12 protein-coding genes and 1 pseudogene are annotated in these 16,740 nt (G+C 75.6%); 9 read left to right on the top strand and 4 right to left on the bottom strand.

All coding sequences use genetic code 11. The features are described 5' to 3' along the window. Window positions 1-1,048 (bottom strand): MFS transporter (locus ONA70_RS25640; RefSeq protein WP_265009042.1); only part of this gene is annotated, 1,048 nt, incomplete at its 3' end. 61 nt (window positions 1,049-1,109) lie between these two features. Next, window positions 1,110-2,486: a rhodanese-like domain-containing protein gene (locus ONA70_RS25635; protein ID WP_265009041.1), complete on the bottom strand. Its 1,377-nt coding sequence runs from the start codon at window positions 2,484-2,486 to the stop codon at window positions 1,110-1,112. Window positions 2,487-2,651: 165 nt separating this feature from the next. On the opposite strand from ONA70_RS25635, the gene ONA70_RS25630 reads away from it, so the two are divergent. The 5 genes from ONA70_RS25630 to ONA70_RS25610 all read left to right on the top strand — a co-directional run bounded on the left by ONA70_RS25630 (window position 2,652) and on the right by ONA70_RS25610 (window position 6,578). Continuing rightward, window positions 2,652-2,921 carry a metal-sensitive transcriptional regulator gene (locus ONA70_RS25630; RefSeq protein ID WP_265009040.1) on the top strand — a complete coding sequence of 90 codons (270 nt, stop codon included), beginning with the start codon at window positions 2,652-2,654 and terminating at the stop codon, window positions 2,919-2,921. A gap of 126 nt (window positions 2,922-3,047) precedes the next feature. Further along, window positions 3,048-4,448, top strand: a complete 1,401-nt coding sequence (locus ONA70_RS25625; protein ID WP_265009039.1) for an MBL fold metallo-hydrolase — start codon at window positions 3,048-3,050, stop codon at window positions 4,446-4,448. Window positions 4,449-4,538: 90 nt separating this feature from the next. After that, window positions 4,539-5,123 (top strand): rhodanese-like domain-containing protein, encoded by a 585-nt coding sequence (locus ONA70_RS25620; protein WP_265009038.1) that lies wholly within the window; start codon window positions 4,539-4,541, stop codon window positions 5,121-5,123. Next, a complete protein-coding gene (locus ONA70_RS25615; protein ID WP_265009037.1) occupies window positions 5,120-6,031 on the top strand; it encodes a sulfite exporter TauE/SafE family protein in 912 nt (303 codons plus the stop codon). Before ONA70_RS25620 ends, ONA70_RS25615 begins: the two co-directional genes overlap by 4 nt. Continuing rightward, the gene (locus ONA70_RS25610; RefSeq protein WP_265009036.1) at window positions 5,970-6,578 is read left to right on the top strand and encodes a class I SAM-dependent methyltransferase; all 609 of its coding nucleotides are present in this window, start codon (window positions 5,970-5,972) and stop codon (window positions 6,576-6,578) included. Before ONA70_RS25615 ends, ONA70_RS25610 begins: the two co-directional genes overlap by 62 nt. A 24-nt stretch (window positions 6,579-6,602) precedes the next feature. On the opposite strand, the gene ONA70_RS25605 is transcribed toward ONA70_RS25610, so the two are convergent. Then, on the bottom strand, window positions 6,603-7,607 hold the full coding sequence (locus tag ONA70_RS25605; protein ID WP_265009043.1) for a zinc-binding dehydrogenase: 1,005 nt from the start codon (window positions 7,605-7,607) through the stop codon (window positions 6,603-6,605). Window positions 7,608-7,760: 153 nt separating this feature from the next. On the opposite strand from ONA70_RS25605, the gene ONA70_RS25600 reads away from it, so the two are divergent. Further along, window positions 7,761-8,474 carry a polyamine aminopropyltransferase gene (locus tag ONA70_RS25600; RefSeq protein WP_265009035.1) on the top strand — a complete coding sequence of 238 codons (714 nt, stop codon included), beginning with the start codon at window positions 7,761-7,763 and terminating at the stop codon, window positions 8,472-8,474. 1,093 nt (window positions 8,475-9,567) lie between these two features. On the opposite strand, the pseudogene ONA70_RS37155 reads toward ONA70_RS25600, so the two are convergent. Further along, window positions 9,568-11,861 (bottom strand): annotated as a pseudogene (locus ONA70_RS37155) (heavy metal translocating P-type ATPase); the annotation flags it as partial. Window positions 11,862-12,077: 216 nt separating this feature from the next. Here ONA70_RS37155 and ONA70_RS25590 point away from each other — a divergent pair. The 3 genes from ONA70_RS25590 to ONA70_RS25580 form a co-directional block, all read left to right on the top strand. Beyond that, window positions 12,078-12,275: a heavy-metal-associated domain-containing protein gene (locus tag ONA70_RS25590; RefSeq protein WP_265009034.1), complete on the top strand. Its 198-nt coding sequence runs from the start codon at window positions 12,078-12,080 to the stop codon at window positions 12,273-12,275. Between the two features lie 13 nt (window positions 12,276-12,288). Next, complete coding sequence (locus ONA70_RS25585) at window positions 12,289-13,365, top strand: flavin-containing monooxygenase (RefSeq protein WP_265009033.1); 1,077 nt, start codon at window positions 12,289-12,291, stop codon at window positions 13,363-13,365. A gap of 103 nt (window positions 13,366-13,468) precedes the next feature. Then, window positions 13,469-16,740, top strand: a 3,272-nt coding sequence (locus ONA70_RS25580) for an AfsR/SARP family transcriptional regulator (RefSeq protein ID WP_265009032.1), incomplete at its 3' end; no start/stop codon positions are given.

Below are 16,740 nucleotides of genomic sequence, written 5' to 3'. Positions count from 1 at the left end.
GGGCGACGTCGCCGATCGCCGCCAGCAGCGACGGGTACACCATCGCGGTGCCGGCCCCGAGCAGCACGGCACCCGCCGCCCACCCGCCGAAACCGTGCGCGCCGGCGATCAGCCCGAGCGCACCGGCCTGGGTCAGCATCCCGGCCACGATGAGGGGCTTGCGGCCGAAGCGGTCGGAGAGCGGTCCGGTGGCGAGCTGGCCGAGCCCCCACACCGCGGGGTAGAGAGCCGCCAGCAGGCCGATCCGGGGCAGGGAGAGCCCGGCGGCGGCGAAGAGCACCGGAAACAGCCCCCAGGCGAGGCCGTCATTGAGGTTGTTCACCAGGCCCGCCTGACTGGCCGAGCTGAGCGCCGGTTCCCGCCAGCTCACCAGGCCCAGCACCTGCCGGGTGGTGTAGGCGCCGTGGTGGGCGCTCGCCTGGTGGGTCGCCGCCTCGTGGTCGGCGTGGCCGCGCGTCTCCCGGACGAACAGCGCGGCCAGGCCCAGGCCCACCGCGACGTAGGCGGCGCCGAGCAGGAAGGGCGCGGGTCGCAGCCCGTACCGCGCGGCGAGGGCGCCGGTGGCCAGCGCGGTGACGGCCACCGCGAGGTAGCCGGCGGCCTCGTTCAGCCCCATGGCGAGGCCGCGCCGGTGCGGCCCGACCAGGTCGATCTTCATGATCACTGTGGTGGACCAGGCCAGTCCCTGGTTGACGCCGAGCAGCACGTTGGCGGCGATCACCCAGCCCCAGCTCGGTGCCCAGATGAGCAGCAGCGGCACCGGGATCGCCATCAGCCAGCCGGCCAGCAGTACCGGTTTCCGGCCGTACCGGTCGGAGAGCGTGCCGGCGAAGAAGTTGGTGGCCGCCTTGGTCGCCCCGAAGGCGAGGATGTACGTCAGGGCGGCGGTGTAGGCCGTCAGGTGGAACTCCCGCTCGCCGAGCAGCGGCAGCACGGTGCGCTCGGTGCCGAGCACGCCGCCCACCAGCGCGTTGACCGCGACGAGCAGGAGGAACTGGGCCGCGTTCGCCCGCAGCCCCAGCCTCGGCGCGACGGTGGTCGCTGTCATCTCTTCTCCAGACATCATGCGGGTGACCGGGGGATTCCCCCGGTCACCCGCGATCGGGCGGTCAGACGGCCGCGTGCCGGCTCTGCCAGGCGCCGTACCCGCCGAGCAGGTCGGAGACGTCCGCCCGACCGGCGTTGCGGAGCAGGCTGGCCGCCACCGAGGACCGGTAGCCGCCGGCGCAGTGCACGACGACCGGCCGGTCGGCCGGCACCTCGTCGAGCCGCCGGGTGAGCTCCGCGAGCGGGATGTGCAGCGATCCGTCGACGCCGCCCTGCTCCCGCTCACCGGCGTTGCGGACGTCCAGCACCACCGGCGGAGTGGCGGTGTCCAGCGCCGCGGCCAGCTCCGTGGCGGTGATCCGGCTGGCCCGGGTCAGGTCGGCGACCATCTCGAGGAACGCGCCCTCCGGCTCGCGCAGGTAGCCGACCACCTGGTCGAATCCGATCCGGGCGAGACGTACGACGATCTCCTCCTCCCGGTCCTGCGGCGCCACCACGAGCACCGTGCGGTCCGGCGCCACCACGCTGCCGGCGGTCTCGGCGAACCGGCCGTCCGCGGGGATGTTGATCGCACCCCGTACGTGTCCGGCGGCGAACTCCTGCGGGTCGCGGGCGTCCACCACCACGGCGCCCTCGGCACGGGCCCAGGCGAACTCGGCGGCGTCCAGCGGGCGCGGGGCCTGACCGTCGAACAGGTCGCGGGCCTTGCGGTTGAGCACCGCGTCGAAGGCGAAGTAGCCCGGCGCGGCGGGTTGTCCGCCGGTGACCAGGGCGAGAAACTGCTCCTCGCTCATCGGCACGCAGGCGTAGTTGGTGCGGCGCTGCTCGCCGATGGTGGACTGCCGCTCGGTGGAGAGGTTCTTGCCGCAGGCCGAACCGGCGCCGTGCGCCGGGAAGACACGCACCTCGTCGGGCAGGCCCATCAGCTTGCGCTGCACGCTGTCGTAGAGCATCCGGCCCAGCTCGTCGGCGGTGACGCCGAGCGAGGCGAGCAGGTCGGGCCGGCCCACGTCGCCGATGAACAGCGCGTCGCCGGTCAGCACCCCGTACGGCACCGGGTCGGCGCCGTGCTCGTAGACGAGGACGCTGATCGACTCCGGGGTGTGGCCCGGGGTCTCCATGATCTCCAGCGTCACGTCACCCAGGCTGATCCGCTCCCCGTCGGCGAGCTTGCGGCTCGGGTACTCGGTCTCGGCCCGCTGCCCGTAGCCGATCCACGCGCCGGTGGCCGCGGCCACCTCGAGGTGGCCGGCGAGGAAGTCGGCGTGGAAGTGGGTGTTGATCACCCCTTCGATGGTCAGGCCGTGCTCCCGCGCGTCGGTCAGGTACTCGTCGATGTCCCGGCGGGGGTCGACGAGCACCGCCCGCCCAGTGGTGTCGTCGGCGATCAGGTACGACGCCTGGGACAGGCAGTCCAGGTAGTACTGGGTGAACAACATGGTGCCGAACTCCTTCGCAGCGATGACTGGCGATGCTCCCCAGCTTAGCGGATACCCCCGGGGGTATATTCCAGGAGTCAGGGTCGGCGTCGACCCAGATCAACCGGCCGGGCCGGTGGCGGGACTCGTACCCCCGGGGGTATCGTGAGGGCAGGAGGTAACGCCGTGAAGCTTCAACCCGCCATGACCAGCGAGGCGCTGACCCGGCTCAAGCGGGCCCGGGGGCAGTTGAACGCCGTCATCGAGATGATGGAGAACGGTGAGGACTGCCGGGCGGCGCTGACCCAGCTCGCCGCGGTCTCCAAGGCCATCGACCGGGCCGGCTTCAAGATCATCGCATCCGGGATGCGGCACTGCGGCACCGCCCGCGACCGGGGCGAGGAGCCGGAGATGACCGAGGAGGAGCTGGAGAAGCTCTTCCTCGCCCTGGCCTGACCGGAGAGTTCGCCACCCGCACCGCGTGAGCGCGGCGCGGGTGGGTAACCCACGCCCGAGACCTGGGCCGAAGTCTGTCTCTCATATACCCCCTGGGGTATGTAGGGAAAGGAAGGAGAACGGCACATGGCAACCGAGGTGTCCGTCATCGCGACGTCCTCGCTCGGCGACCGCAGCTACCTGGCCACCGATGGTCAGGTGGCGATCGTGGTCGACCCGCAGCGCGACATCGACCGGATCCTGTACCTCGCCGGAGCCACGGGGGTGCGGATCACCCATGTGGTGGAGACGCACCTGCACAACGACTACGTCTCCGGCGGACTGGAACTGGCCCGGATCACCGGCGCCCGGTATTTGGTGGCCGCGGCCGACGAGGTCGACTTCGACCGGCTGCCGGTCACCGACGGCGAGGTGGTGCCGGTCTCCGACACGCTGCGCCTGCGGGTGGTCGCCACCCTGGGCCACACCTTCCACCACCTGTCGTACGTGCTCGACGAGGCCACCGGCGGCGGCTGGCAGCCGGTGGGCGTGTTCACCGGCGGCTCGCTGCTGTTCGGCACCACCGGACGCACCGACCTGCTCGGCCAGCAGCACGCCCACGAACTGGCCCACCACCAGCACGCCTCGGCGCGGCGCCTGGCCGACCTGCTCCCCGACGGGGCCCAGGTGTGGCCGACGCACGGCTTCGGCAGCTTCTGCTCGGCCGCCCAGGCCGACGCCCCGGACTCGACCATCGGGCGGGAGAAGCAGGCGAACCCGGTGCTGCGGGTGGCCGCCGACGAGTTCGCCACCCAGACCCTCGCCGGCCTCGACGCCTACCCCGCGTACTACGCGCACATGGGGGTGGCGAACACCGCCGGGCCGGCCCCGGTGGACCTCACCCCGGCCGCCCGCGCCGACGCGGACCAGTTGCGCGCACGGATCGCCGCCGGCGAGTGGGTGGTCGACCTGCGACACCGCAAGGCGTACGCGGCCGCGCACCTGGCCGGCACGGTCAGCCTCGGGCTCGACGGCCCGATGTCGACCTGGCTCGGCTGGCTGATCGACTGGGGTGTGCCGATCACCCTGCTCGCCGAGACGCCGGAACAGGTCGCGGACGCCCAGCGTGAGCTGGTCCGGATCGGCATCGACCGGCCCGCCGCGCAGGCCACCGGAGCGGCCGAGCAGTGGGCCACCGGGCCCGATCAGCTCCGCGATCTGCGGATGGCCGATTTCGCCGCCCTCGCCGCGGCCCGTACCGGGAACACTCCCGCCGGCCTGCCCGCTCCGGACGTCGTCCTCGACGTGCGGATGACCAACGAGTGGCGCGCCGGCCACGTCGAAGGAGCCGTGCACATCCCGCTGCCGGACCTGCCCGGACGGCTCGGCGACGTACCGGCCGGCACGGTCTGGGTGCACTGCGGATCCGGTTACCGCGCCACCGCCGGCGCGTCGCTGCTCGCCAACGCCGGCCGCGAGGTCGTTGTCATCGACGACAGGTTCGACCGGGCCGAGGCGGCGGGCGTCGCCATGGCCGACAACGCCTGACCCGTACCCGAGTTCCGGCCGGCGCGACCTGCACCGGCCGGCGTCCCACCCTGCCGCCGATCGCGGCGGTTTATCCCTGAACGAGGAGAAATGAGCACTTCCGAGACCACCCCCACCCTGGACGCCACCACCCTGCGCGAGCTGATCGACTCCGGGCGCTCCCCCCGCCTGCTCGACGTACGCACCCCGGCCGAGTTCGAGACCGTGCACATCCCCGGCGCCTACAACGTCCCGCTGGACCTGCTCAAGGAGCACCGCGAGGAACTGCGCAACCACCTCGACGAGGAGGTGGTGCTGATCTGCCGCTCCGGCGCCCGCGCCAGCCAGGCCGGGCAGGCCCTCGCGGGGGTCGGGCTGCCGAACCTGAAGGTCCTCGACGGCGGCATGCTCGCCTGGCAGGCCGCGAACGCGCCGATCAAGCAGGGCGCCCCCCGGTGGGACCTGGAGCGGCAGGTCCGCCTGGTCGCCGGCTCCATCGTGCTGGCCAGCGTCCTCGGCTCGGTGTTCGTGCCGGGCCTGAAGTGGGTCGCCGGCTTCATCGGCGCCGGCCTCACCTTCGCCGCCGTCACCAACACCTGCGCGATGGGCATGATGCTGAGCAAGCTGCCGTACAACCGGGGCGCGAGTTGCGACCTGGACACCATCGTCGGCCAACTGCGCGGGGGGCGGGCGTGAGCGCCACCCTGCTGCTGACCGTCGGGCTGGCCGTCCTGATCGGGGTCAGCCTCGGGCTCCTCGGCGGCGGCGGGTCGATCCTCGCCGTGCCGCTGCTGGTGTACGTGGCCGGCCTGCCGGCCAAGGAGGCGATCGCCACCTCCCTGCTGGTCGTCGGCGCCACCAGCGCGGTCGGGGTGCTGCCGCACGCCCGCGCCCACCGGGTCCGCTGGCGCACCGGACTGGTCTTCGGCCTGGCCGGGATGACCGGCGCGTACGCGGGCGGCCGGCTGGCCGCATTCGTCCCGGCGGCGGTCCTGCTCACCGGGTTCGCCGTGATGATGCTGGCCACCGCGGTCGCGATGATCCGCGGCCGGCGGTCCGCCGAGGGCCGGCCGGTGCCGCACGAACTGCCGGTGTTCCGGGTGATCCTCGACGGGATCGTCGTCGGCCTGGTCACCGGCCTGGTCGGCGCGGGCGGCGGCTTCCTCGTGGTGCCCGCCCTGGCCCTGCTCGGCGGCCTGCCGATGCCCGTCGCGGTCGGCACCTCGCTGGTGGTCATCGCGATGAAGTCCTTCGCCGGCCTGGCCGGCTACCTGTCCAGCGTGAGCGTCAACTGGGGCCTGGCCCTCGCGGTGACCGCCGCCGCCGTCGTCGGCAGCGTGCTCGGCGGGCGGTTCGCCGGGAAGATCCCTGCGGATCTCCTGCGTCAGGCGTTCGGCTGGTTCGTCGTGGTGATGGGCGTGTTCGTCCTCGCCCAGCAACTGCCGCCACGAATGGGACTCGGCCTGGTCGCGCTCGCAGCGGTTGCCGCTGCCGGTACCGTCACGGTGGCGGTGGCACGCCGCCGGAGGAGGGAACAACACAGTGGACAGCAGCGCCTGGGACGCCCGGTACGCGAGCACGCCGGGACTGGTGTGGAGCGCTGAACCCAATCGCTTCGTCGTCGAGTCGGTCGCCGGGCTGACCCCCGGCGCCGCGCTCGACCTGGCGGCCGGCGAGGGACGCAACGCGGTCTGGCTGGCCGAGCGGGGCTGGCGGGTCACCGCCGTGGACTTCGCAGCGGTGGCCGTCGAGCGGGGCCGTGAGCTGGCCGCGCAGCGTGGCGTACCGGTCGAGTGGCGGGTCGCCGACGTGACCGCGTACCGGCCGGTGCCCGGAAGCTACGACCTGGTGCTGATCAGTTACCTGCACCTGCCCGCCGCCGACCTGGCCGGCGTGCTCGCCTCGGCCCGGCGGGCGCTGCGCCCCGGCGGCACCCTCGTCGTCGTGGGCCACGACCTGGCCAACCTCAGCGGCGGCACCGGCGGGCCGCAGGACCCGGCCGTCCTGCTCACCCCGGAGGCCGTCGTCGACGGCCTCGCCGGGCTGCGCATCCAGCGCGCCGAGACGGCCCGCCGGCCGGTCCCCACCGGCAACGGCGACACCGTCGACGCCCTCGACACGGTCGTCGTCGCCACCCGACCCGCCGACTGACGCGCCCAGCCGGCCGGGGTTGGCTCACGGGCACAGGACCAGGCGGATCGGGTTGCCGTCCTTGTCGCGGACCCGCCGCACCGCCTCGGGCGCGGCGGCCAGTGGCAGCACGTCGCTGACCGACGCGGACAGGTCCAGCCGGCCCAGACCGGTGAGCGTCACCAACTGCCCGACGTGCTCGGCCTCGGAGCCGTAGTGGCCGAGCACCACCTGCCGGTTGTAGCTGAACCGGCTGTCGGAGGGGATGCTGATCGGCTGGTTGGCGATGCCGGCGAGCACCAGCCGGCCGTGCCGGCCGAGCACGGTCAGGGCCTGCTCGCGGACCGCGGGCACCCCGGCGAAGTCGAACGCCACGTCGAGCCCCCGGGTGCCGGTCAGCTCCAGCACGGCGTCCTTGAAGCCGTCGTCCTTCGGATCCAGCGCCAGGTCCGCGCCGAGGACCAGGGCCCGGTCCCGGGCCGCCGGCAGCGGGTCCACGGCGATCACCGGGGCCGCGCCGATCAGTTGCAGCAACTGCACCGCGTGCGCGCCGAGGCCGCCGACGCCCCACACCCCGGCCGCCTCGGCCGGCCGGGTCCGCGCGGTGTCGGTCACGGCCGCCCACGGCGTGGAGACCGCGTCGGGAATGATGCAGGCCTGCTCGAACGGGAGCGCGTCCGGGATCGGGACGAGGGTGTCCTCGCGGGCCAGGGCGTACTCGGCCCAGCCGCCGTCGTAGTCGACACCACGGGTGAGCACGAGGCCGAAGCGGTCCCGCTCCCCCGCCTGGAGCAGCACCCGCTGGCCCGGCTGCCAGCCCCGCACCCCGTCGCCGAGCGCGTCCACGGTCCCGGCCACCTCATGGCCGAGGGTGACCACGTCGCCGGACAGGTAGAGCGGGCTCAGGGTGCCGTCGATCAGGTGCACGTCCGACAGGCACACCCCGGCGGCGCCCACCCGGACGCGTACCTGCCCGCGCCCCGGCTCGGGCACCGGCACCGACTCCATCCGTAGCGCCCGCTCGGCCACGTACAGCCGTCCGGCCAGCATCTCCGCCACGCCGCACCCCTCTCTCCGGCTTCCTCGACCGGCGACGGGCGTACCCGCGACGGGCCGGGCGATGCCGGCAGCGGCGGGAAATCCCGACGGCGGGACGACGGGCCGGTAACATCCGGGGACGGGACGGGTGGAGAGGACCACCGGGTGGCGGCGCGATTCGAGGAACTGGCCTGGCGGGAGACCCCGATCGGCGAGATCAGCCTGCGCCGGCGTCACGATCCGTCACTCGACGTCGACGTGTACGAGGTGAAGCTCGACGACGAGTTCCTGATGTCCAGTCTCTTCCCGGTCGCGGAGATCGAACTCGCCCGGCTCGGGCTGGCGTCGCTGCACGGGCCGGCCCTGGACGTGGTGGTGGGCGGGCTCGGCCTCGGCTACACCGCGCGTACCGCCCTGGAGGACCCCCGGGTCCGGTCCCTGGTGGTGGTCGAGGCGATCGAGGACGTGATCGACTGGCACCGCCGGGACCTGCTCCCGTTCGCCGCCGGCCTGGCCACCGACCCGCGTACCCGGTTCGTCCGGGCCGACTTCTTCGCGGCGGTCGCCACCGGTGCCGGGTTCGACCCGGAGTCGCCGGGCCGCCGGTTCGACGCGGTGCTGCTCGACGTGGACCACTCGCCCCGGCAGGTGCTGCACCCCAGCCACGCCGACTTCTACACGGTCGACGGGCTGCGCCGGCTCGCCGCCCTGCTGCACCGCGACGGCGTCTTCGCGCTCTGGTCGAACGACCCGCCCGACCAGGTGTTCCAGCGGACGCTGACCGAGGTGTTCCCGACCTCGGTGGCGCACGTGGTCCGCTTCCCCAACCCGTTGCAGCGCCGCGAGGCCGCGAACACCGTCTACGTGGCGCGCTTCTGACCCGCGTCGGCCGCACACGTGGCCCGGGTGGGCGCGCGACGCCCACCCGGGCCGGCTGCTCAGCCCCGCACCGCGTACGGGCCGACGGCGTCGAGGGCGGTGCAGCGGTCGTAGCGCAGGACGGCGATCTGCACGATGGTCTCCTTTCGGGAGCGGACGGTCAGCGCGCGTCGACGGTGAACGGCACGGTGATCACGTGCCCGTCGGCCAGCCGGAACTGGCCCCATAGCCGGTAGCGGCCCGGGCGGGGGAAGTCGGCGTGCAGGTCGAGGTCGGGGCCGAAGGTCTGGCCGGGCAGGGCGAGCACCGGCCGGCTGTCGGCGTCGAGCGTCTCGGCGTGCTCGTGGGCGAAGCCCTCGCCCGTCGTCGGCATGATCACCACGTGCCCGGCGGCGGCCAGGTACGGCCGCAGCCCGGTCAGCGGCCGGCCGGTGGCGGCGTCGGCGAACCGGAAGGTGAACCGGCTGCCGCCGACCTCCGCGTCGCCGTCCAGGGTGACCCGGACGCCGTCCACCACCCGCTCGCGCGGGGACAGCTCCGCCCGCTCGTGGATGACCTGGGCCGGGTCGCCGACCACCACCTGGTGCCGCTGCAGCACGTCGGTCAGCTCGCCGCGCCGCCGGAACTCGGTGTGCAGCACGTACCGGCCGGGGGTGGGGAAGGTGAGCGCGACCGCGAACTCGCCGGGGCGGCCGGTCGGGGTCGGGTGCACGTGGGCGAAGGAGGCGAGGTCGTCGCGGACGACGATCAGGTGCATCCACGCCTCGTGGGTGCGCCCGACGTCGCGTACCGGCCGGCCGGTGGCCGCGTCGGTGATCCGGACCCGCACGGTGGCCGGCTGACCGGGCACCACCCCGGCCGGCACCCGCAGGTCGACCCGGACCCCGGCGTCGTCGGCGTGCTCCGGTTCGGTTTCGGCGGCCATCATGGTGGTCATCGCCGGGCGCATCGGCATGCCGGTGCCCTGGGTCCAGGCCAGCACGCCGTTCATCCCCCGGCCGGCCGCGTCGGTGCGGCTCAGCGCGGTCAGGCCGGCCCCGACCGCCAGGGCGAGCGCGGCCACCCCGGTCAGGTACGCCCAGTCGCCGAGCCGGCCGCGCAGCCGGGGGCGCAGTGCGGCGGCGCTGTCCGGGCGGCGGAAGCGGCGCAGCCGCAGCGCGTTGGTGACCACGCTGACCGAGCTCATCGCCATCGCGGCGGCGGCCAGCGACGGGTCGAGCAGGGTCCCCCAGGCCGGGTAGAGCACCCCGGCGGCCACCGGGATGAGCAGCAGGTTGTAGCCGAACGCCCAGCCGAGGCCCTGCCGGATGGTGGCGACCGTACGCCGGGACAGCGCGATCGCGGTGACGATGCCGCGCAGGTCACCGCCGACCAGGGTGATGTCGGAGGCGGCGATCGCCACGTCGGTGCCGGTGCCGATGGCGATGCCCAGATCCGCCCCGGCCAGGGCGGGGGCGTCGTTGATGCCGTCGCCGACCATCGCCACCACGGCCCCGGCGGCGCGCAGCTCGGCGACCCGGGCGGCCTTCTCCTCGGGGCGTACGTCGGCGATGACGTGGTCGACGCCGACCTCGCGGGCCACCACCTCGGCGGTCACCCGGTTGTCGCCGGTGAGCATGTGCACCGCCAGGCCGAGCGCCCGGAGCTGGGCCACCGCCTCGGCGGCCTCGGGGCGTACGGTGTCGGCGACGCCGAGCACGCCGGCGAGCCGGCCGTCCACGGCCAGGTGGACCGGGGTGCCGCCGCGGGCGGCGACCTCGCCGGCGACCGCCGCCAGCGGCGCGACGTCGATGCCGTGCCGGCGCAGCAGCGCCGGGTTGCCGACCAGCAGCAGGTGGCCGGCCACCGTCGCCTCGACGCCGTGGCCCGGCACCGCCTCGAACGCGGTGGCCCGGGGCACGGGGAGGCCACGGTCCCGGGCGTGGCGGACCACCGCCTCGCCGAGCGGGTGCTCGGAGCCGGTCTCCGCCGCCGCCACGTACGCCAGCAGCTGGTCGGGGTCGAACCCGGCGGCCGGGTGCACCGCGGTCACGTCCGGGCGGCCCCGGGTGAGGGTGCCGGTCTTGTCCAGCACCACCGTGGTGATCCGCCGGGCCTGTTCCAGGGCCTCCCCGCCGGAGATGAGGATGCCCAGCTCGGCGGCGCGCCCGGTGCCGACCATGATCGCGGTCGGGGTGGCCAGGCCGAGCGCGCAGGGGCAGGCGATGATCAACACGGCGATGGCGGTGCCGATGCCCAGGGTGAGCCGGCCGTCTCCGGGCCGGCCACCGCCCAGACCGCGAAGGTCAGCGCGGCCAGGCCGAGCACCGCCGGCACGAACCAGGCGGAGACGCTGTCCACCAGGCGCTGCATCGGCGCCTTGCCGCCCTGGGCGTCGCGGACCAGCCGGACGATCTGGGCGAGCGTGGTGTCCTGGCCGACGGCGGTGGCCCGCAGCAGCACCGAGCCGGTGCGGTTGACGGTGGCGCCGATCAGCCGGTCGCCCACCGCCTTGGTCACCGGCATGCTCTCCCCGGTCAGCATGCTCTCGTCCACCGTGGAGGTGCCCTCGGCGACCGTGCCGTCCACCGGCACCCGCTCGCCGGGCCGGATCCGCACCAGGTCACCGACCACCACCGACTCGACCGGGACCTCGGTCTCGACGCCGTCGCGCAGCGCCCGGGCGGTGCGCGGCCGCAGCCCGAGCAGCGCCCCGATCGCCGCGCCGGTACGCCGCCGGGCCCGCGCCTCCATCCACCGGCCGGTGAGCACCAGCGCGATCACCACCACGGAGATCTCGAAGTAGACGTGCAGCGGCAGGCCGAGCCGTTCGGCCACCCCCGGCCAGAGCGTGACGAAGGCGCTGTAGGCGTAGGCGACCGTGGTGCCGAGGGCGACCAGGGTGTGCATGTTCACCCCGCCGTGCCGGGCCGCCGCCCAGGCCGCCCGGTAGAACGGGCGGCCGGCGCCGAACTGGACGACGGTGGCGACCACCAGCAGCGCCGGCATCAGCAGGTCCATCGCATCGACCGGCAGCGGCAGGTACATCAGCACCATCATCGACAGGCCGGTGGCGAGGGTGAGCTGCCAGATGCGGCGCAGCCGGAGCACCTCCCGGTCCTGGTCCGGCTGCTCGCCGGCCTCCGGTTCGGCGGCCGGGGGCTCGGCCGGGCCCCGCCGCGCCGGCGGGGTCGCCGTGTAGCCGGCCCGCTCGACCGCCGCGACGAGCGCGGGCACGTCCACCCGGGCCGGGTCCCAGCGCACCGTGGCGGTCTCGGTCGCCAGGTTGACCTGGGCGCCCGTCACACCGTCGACCCGGCTCAGCGCCCGCTCCACCCGCCGTACGCAGGAGGCACAGGTCATTCCGCCGATCTCCAGCGCGCCGGAGACGACCGTCGGTGTCGTCATCGCACTGCTCCTTCCGTACCGGGCGGTGCCGCCGCCCGTCGCTGCCGCCCGCCGGCGCGGGTCGGTGTCGCCAACCTCCCGGCCGCCGCTGTCCGCCCCCTGTCCGCACGCCGTCGGCCGCGCCGGGGGTACGTGACAGGGCGCGGACAGCCGCCGCCGGCACCGTTCGGATCGCCGGGCCGCCGAGGGGCGGCCCACCGGACGAGGGAGTGAACCGTGAACCAGCTCGTGCTGTCGGTGCCGAAGATCAGCTGCGGCAACTGCGTGGCGGCGGTCCGGGAGGAGGTCGGCCTGGTCGCCGGGGTGAACGCCGTCGAGGTGGACCTGGCCACCCGTACCGTCCGGGTCGACGGGGACGCCGACCCGGCGGCGGTGCGGGCCGCCATCGCCGAAGCCGGCCACCAGGTCGCCTGAGCGGGCCGGGCCGATGGACACCGCACCGGACACCGTGGTGGTCGGCGGCGGGCAGGCCGGGCTGGCGCTCGGCCACCACCTGCGCCGCGCCGGCGTACCCGTCGCCATCCTCGACGCCCACCCTCGGGTGGGCGATGCCTGGCGGCGGCGCTGGGACTCGCTCACCCTGTTCACCCCGCGCCGGTTCTCCGCGCTGCCGGGGCTGCCGTTCCCGGGCGACCCCGACGGGCACCCCGGCAAGGACGAGGTCGCCGACTACCTCGCCCGGTACGCCAGCCACTTCGACCTGCCGGTGCGGCTCGGCTGCCGGGTCACCTCGGTACGCCCCGGCCCCGCCGGCGGGTTCCTGGTGGACACCTCGACGGGGAGCCTCTCCGCCCGGCGGGTGGTGGTGGCCACCGGGGCGTTCCACACCCCGTGGGTGCCGGACGTGGCCCGGAAGCTCGCCCCGGCGGTCGCCCAACTGCACAGCAGCCGGTACCGCAACCCGGCCGGGCTGCCCGGTGGCACGGTCGCCGTGGTGGGGGCCGGCAACACCGGGGTGCAGATCGCCGCCGAGCTGGCCGACCACGGCCGGCGGGTGGTGCTGGCCGCCCCGACCATCGGCCCGGCGCTGCCGCAGCGGTGGCTCGGCCGGGACGTCTTCTGGTGGTTCTCCCGGCTGGGCACCATGCGGCTCGGCCCGGACAGCCGGTGGGGCCGGCGGATCGCCGCCGCCAACCCGGTGATCGGCACCGACGTGGCCGCCCTGCTGCGGCGAATCGAGCGGGTCGGCCGGGTGGTGGACGCCGGGGGCGACGAGGTGCGGCTCGCCGACGGCGGGCGGCGGCCGGTGGACGCGGTGGTCTGGGCCACCGGGTTCCGCAACCGCTACCCGTGGCTGGAGGTACCGGTGACGGACCCGTCCGGCGCCCCGGTGCACCGGGCCGGGGTGACCGACTGGCCGGGCCTGTACTTCCTCGGGCTGCCCTGGCAGCGCACCCGCGGCTCGGCGGTGCTGGGCTGGGTGGGGCGGGACGCGGAGGTGCTGGCCGCCCGGCTCGCCACCGACCGCCGCGCCGACGCCGCCGCCCCGCTGCCGGTCGGCTGACGCCACCGCGCCGAGATCTTGGACAGTTGCCGTTCGCCGCGGACGGCAACTCTCCACGATCCGCGACGGGACGTGGTCGGCAACGGCCCGTTCCGCCCGTACGATGGGCCAGCCCCGGGCGGCCGGGGCCGAGGTGGACGGGGGTGCGATGAGCCGGGACGGTGCTCCATCGCCGGTGTCCTTCGGCCTGCTCGGCGCCGTCGAGGTACGGGTGGCCAGCCGCGCCGCGCCCCTGCCCCCGGCCGTACGGGCGCTGCTGGCCCGGCTGCTGCTCGCCGAGGGCCGGGTGGTCGCCGCCGACGCGCTCACCGACGCGCTCTGGGGCGAGGACCCGCCCCGGGACGCGGCCAACGCCCTCCAGCTGCGGGTCTCCAAGCTGCGCCGGGCGCTGGCCGCCGCCGGGGCGAGCGCCGACCTGCTGGTCACCCGGGCCCCCGGTTACCGGCTGGCGGTCCCCGCCGAGGCGGTCGACGCGTACCGCTTCGAGCGGCTGCTGGACCGGGCCCGGACCGCGACGGCCAGCGGCAGCCTGGACACCGCGCTCGCCGACCTCGACGCGGCGCTGGCGCTGTGGCGGGGCCCGGCGCTGGCCGACGTCGGCGACGCCGGCTGGGCCCGCGCCGAGGGCGGCCGGCTGGAGGAGCTGCGGCTCGGCGCGGTGGAGGACCGGCTCGAGCTGCTGCTCGCCCTCGGCCGGCAGGCGGAGGCGGCGGCCGACCTGGAAGGGCTGGTGGCCGAGCATCCCTTGCGGGAACGGCTGCACCGGCTGCTGATGCTGGCCCGCTACCGCAGCGGACGGCAGGCCGACGCGCTCACCGCCTACCACGCGCTGCGGCACCGGCTCGCCGACGATCTGGGCATCGACCCGGCCCCGGAGCTGCGCGCCCTGGCCGAGGCGATCCTCCGCCAGCAGGTCCCCGCCGGCCCGGCGGGCCGCGAGGCCGCTGCGACCCGGCCGCTTCCAGACCAGGTCACGGGCGGCCCGGCCCACGAACGCGACACCGCCACGACGCCGGCCCCGCGGGGCGCCGCCGCCACGCCGGCCCCGCACGGCGCTGCCACGCCGCCGGGCCCGCAGGGAGCCGCCGCCACGCCGGGCCCGCACGAAAGCGCCGCGCCGCCGGTCCCGCACGGAGCCTTCGCGCCGCCGCGCGCGCACGAAGCTGCCGCGACGCCGCGTCCGCGTGCCGGGGCCGACCGGCCCGACGAGGTCCGCGCCAAGCCGGCCGCCGGGAGCCCGACCGCCGACCGCGACGCCCTGCCGCGACGGCTCGCCTCGGTGGTCGGGCGGCACGCGGACCTGCGCCGGGTACGCGAGGAACTGCGCGACTCCCAGGTGGTGACGCTCACCGGACCGGGCGGCGTCGGTAAGACCACCCTCGTGCTGGAGGCGGCCCGGGAGGTCGACCTGCCGGTCCACCTGGTCCGGCTGGCCGGGGTCGCCGCCGGTGCCGACCTGGCCGCCGCCGTGGCCGGTCAGCTCGGCCTGGCCACCTCGGGCGCCGACCCCGTACCGGCCCTGGTGGACCGGCTGGCCGCTGGCCCCGCCCTGCTGGTCGTGGACAACTGCGAACACCTCGTCGACGACGCCGCCGTGCTGGTGGAACGGCTGGTCGAGGCGTGCCCGGCGCTGCGGGTGCTGGCCACCAGCCGGGAGGCGCTGGCCGTACCTGGGGAGACCCAGCTCGCGGTCGCGCCGCTCGACGTGCCCGAGGAGGGCGCGCCGGCCGACCGGATCGCGCAGGCCGCGGCGGTCCGGCTGTTCCTCGACCGGGCCCGGGCCGTCCGCCCCGGCTTCACGCTGGACGCCGCGACCGCGCCGGTGGTGGCCGACATCTGCCGGCAGCTCGACGGGATGCCGCTCGCCGTCGAGCTGGCCGCCGCCCGGGTCAAGGCGCTCCCCCCGGCCGAGATCGCGGCCCGGCTGCACGACCGGTTCACCCTGCTCACCGCCGGTACGCGGACCAGCGAGGCCCGGCACCGGACGCTGCGGGCCACCCTGGACTGGAGCCACGACCTGCTGTCGGAGGACGAGCGGCGGCTGCTGCGCCGGCTCGCCGTGTTCCGGGGCGGCTGGGACCTGGCCGCGGCCGAGGAGGTCTGCGCGTTCGACGGCCTCGCCGCCGACCAGGTCCTCGACGTGCTCTTCCGGCTGGTCGACCGCTCGCTGGTGGTGCCCGACCCGGCCACCGGGCGGTTCCGCCTGCTCGTCACCGTGCGCGAATACGCCTGGGCGCGGCTGGTGGCCGCCGGCGAGGAGGACGTCACGGTCGACCGGCACCTGGCCCAGGTCACCGCCCTCGCCGAGCGGTACGGCCCGGCGGCCCGGCAGGGTGGGCAGGCGTGGGCCCGGCTGACCGAGGAGCACGACAACGTCCTGGCCGCGGTGGACCGCTGCCTGGCCCGGCCGGACCGGGTGGCGGCCGGCTTCCGGCTGGCCGACGCGCTCTTCCCGTACTGGAACTACGGCCTGCGGGACGAGGGCGTACGGGTGCTCACCGCGCTGCTGGCGACCGGCCGGCTGGACCGGCCAGCCCGGGCCCTCGCCACCCAGCGGATCGGGCTGCTCGGGGTCTACTACCCGACCCCGCGCACCCGGGCCGCCGCCCGGGAGAGCCTGGCGCTCTTCACCGAGCTGGGCGACGCCCGCAACACCGCGATCTCCCGCCTGGTGGTGGCCTGGGAGGGCACGTACGACGGTGACCTGGCCGAGTGCCGCGAGCTGGTCGCCCTGGCCCGGGTCGAGCTGGACGACCCCGCCGACCCGTGGTGGCCGGGGATGACCGCCTACCTGGAGGCGCTGCTGGACCTGCGGGCCGGCGACTTCGACCGGGCGACCGGGCACTGGACCCGCAGCCTGGAGCTGATCCGCCGGTCGGACGACCGGATGCTGATCGGCGGCATCCTGGCCCATCTCGGCCTCAGCCACCGGGAGGCGGGCCGGCCCACCGAGGCGCTCCGGGCACTGACCGAGGCGGTCGGCTGGGCCCGCCGCGACGACTCCCCGCACGCGTTGGCCTTCAGCCTGGTCCAGCTCGCCCACACCCGGCTCGACGCGGGCGACGGCGACGGGGTGGCGGCGCTGTTCGCCGAGGCGGTCGGGGTGGCCCGCCGGCACGGCAATCCGCGCTGCCGGGCCTGGGCGGCCTGGGGCCGGGCCCGGCTGGCGTACGCGGCCGGCGACCCGGGGACCGCGTACGACGAGTGCCGGACCGCGCTCGACCTGTTCGCCGACCGGGAGTTCCCCTGGGCCCGGCGACGCCTGTGGACGTTGACCGCGGACGCCGCGGCGGCGACGGACCGCGCCGACGAGGCGGACCGGGCCCGCCGCGCCGCCGCCGACCTGGCCGCGGCGACCCCGGCCAGCGAGCCCCT

This window comes from Micromonospora yasonensis (assembly GCF_026013475.1).
GTDB lineage: Bacteria > Actinomycetota > Actinomycetes > Mycobacteriales > Micromonosporaceae > Micromonospora > Micromonospora yasonensis.
The sequence above is the reverse complement of the archived record's forward strand: the minus strand, read 5'-3'. Positions and strand labels throughout refer to the sequence as shown.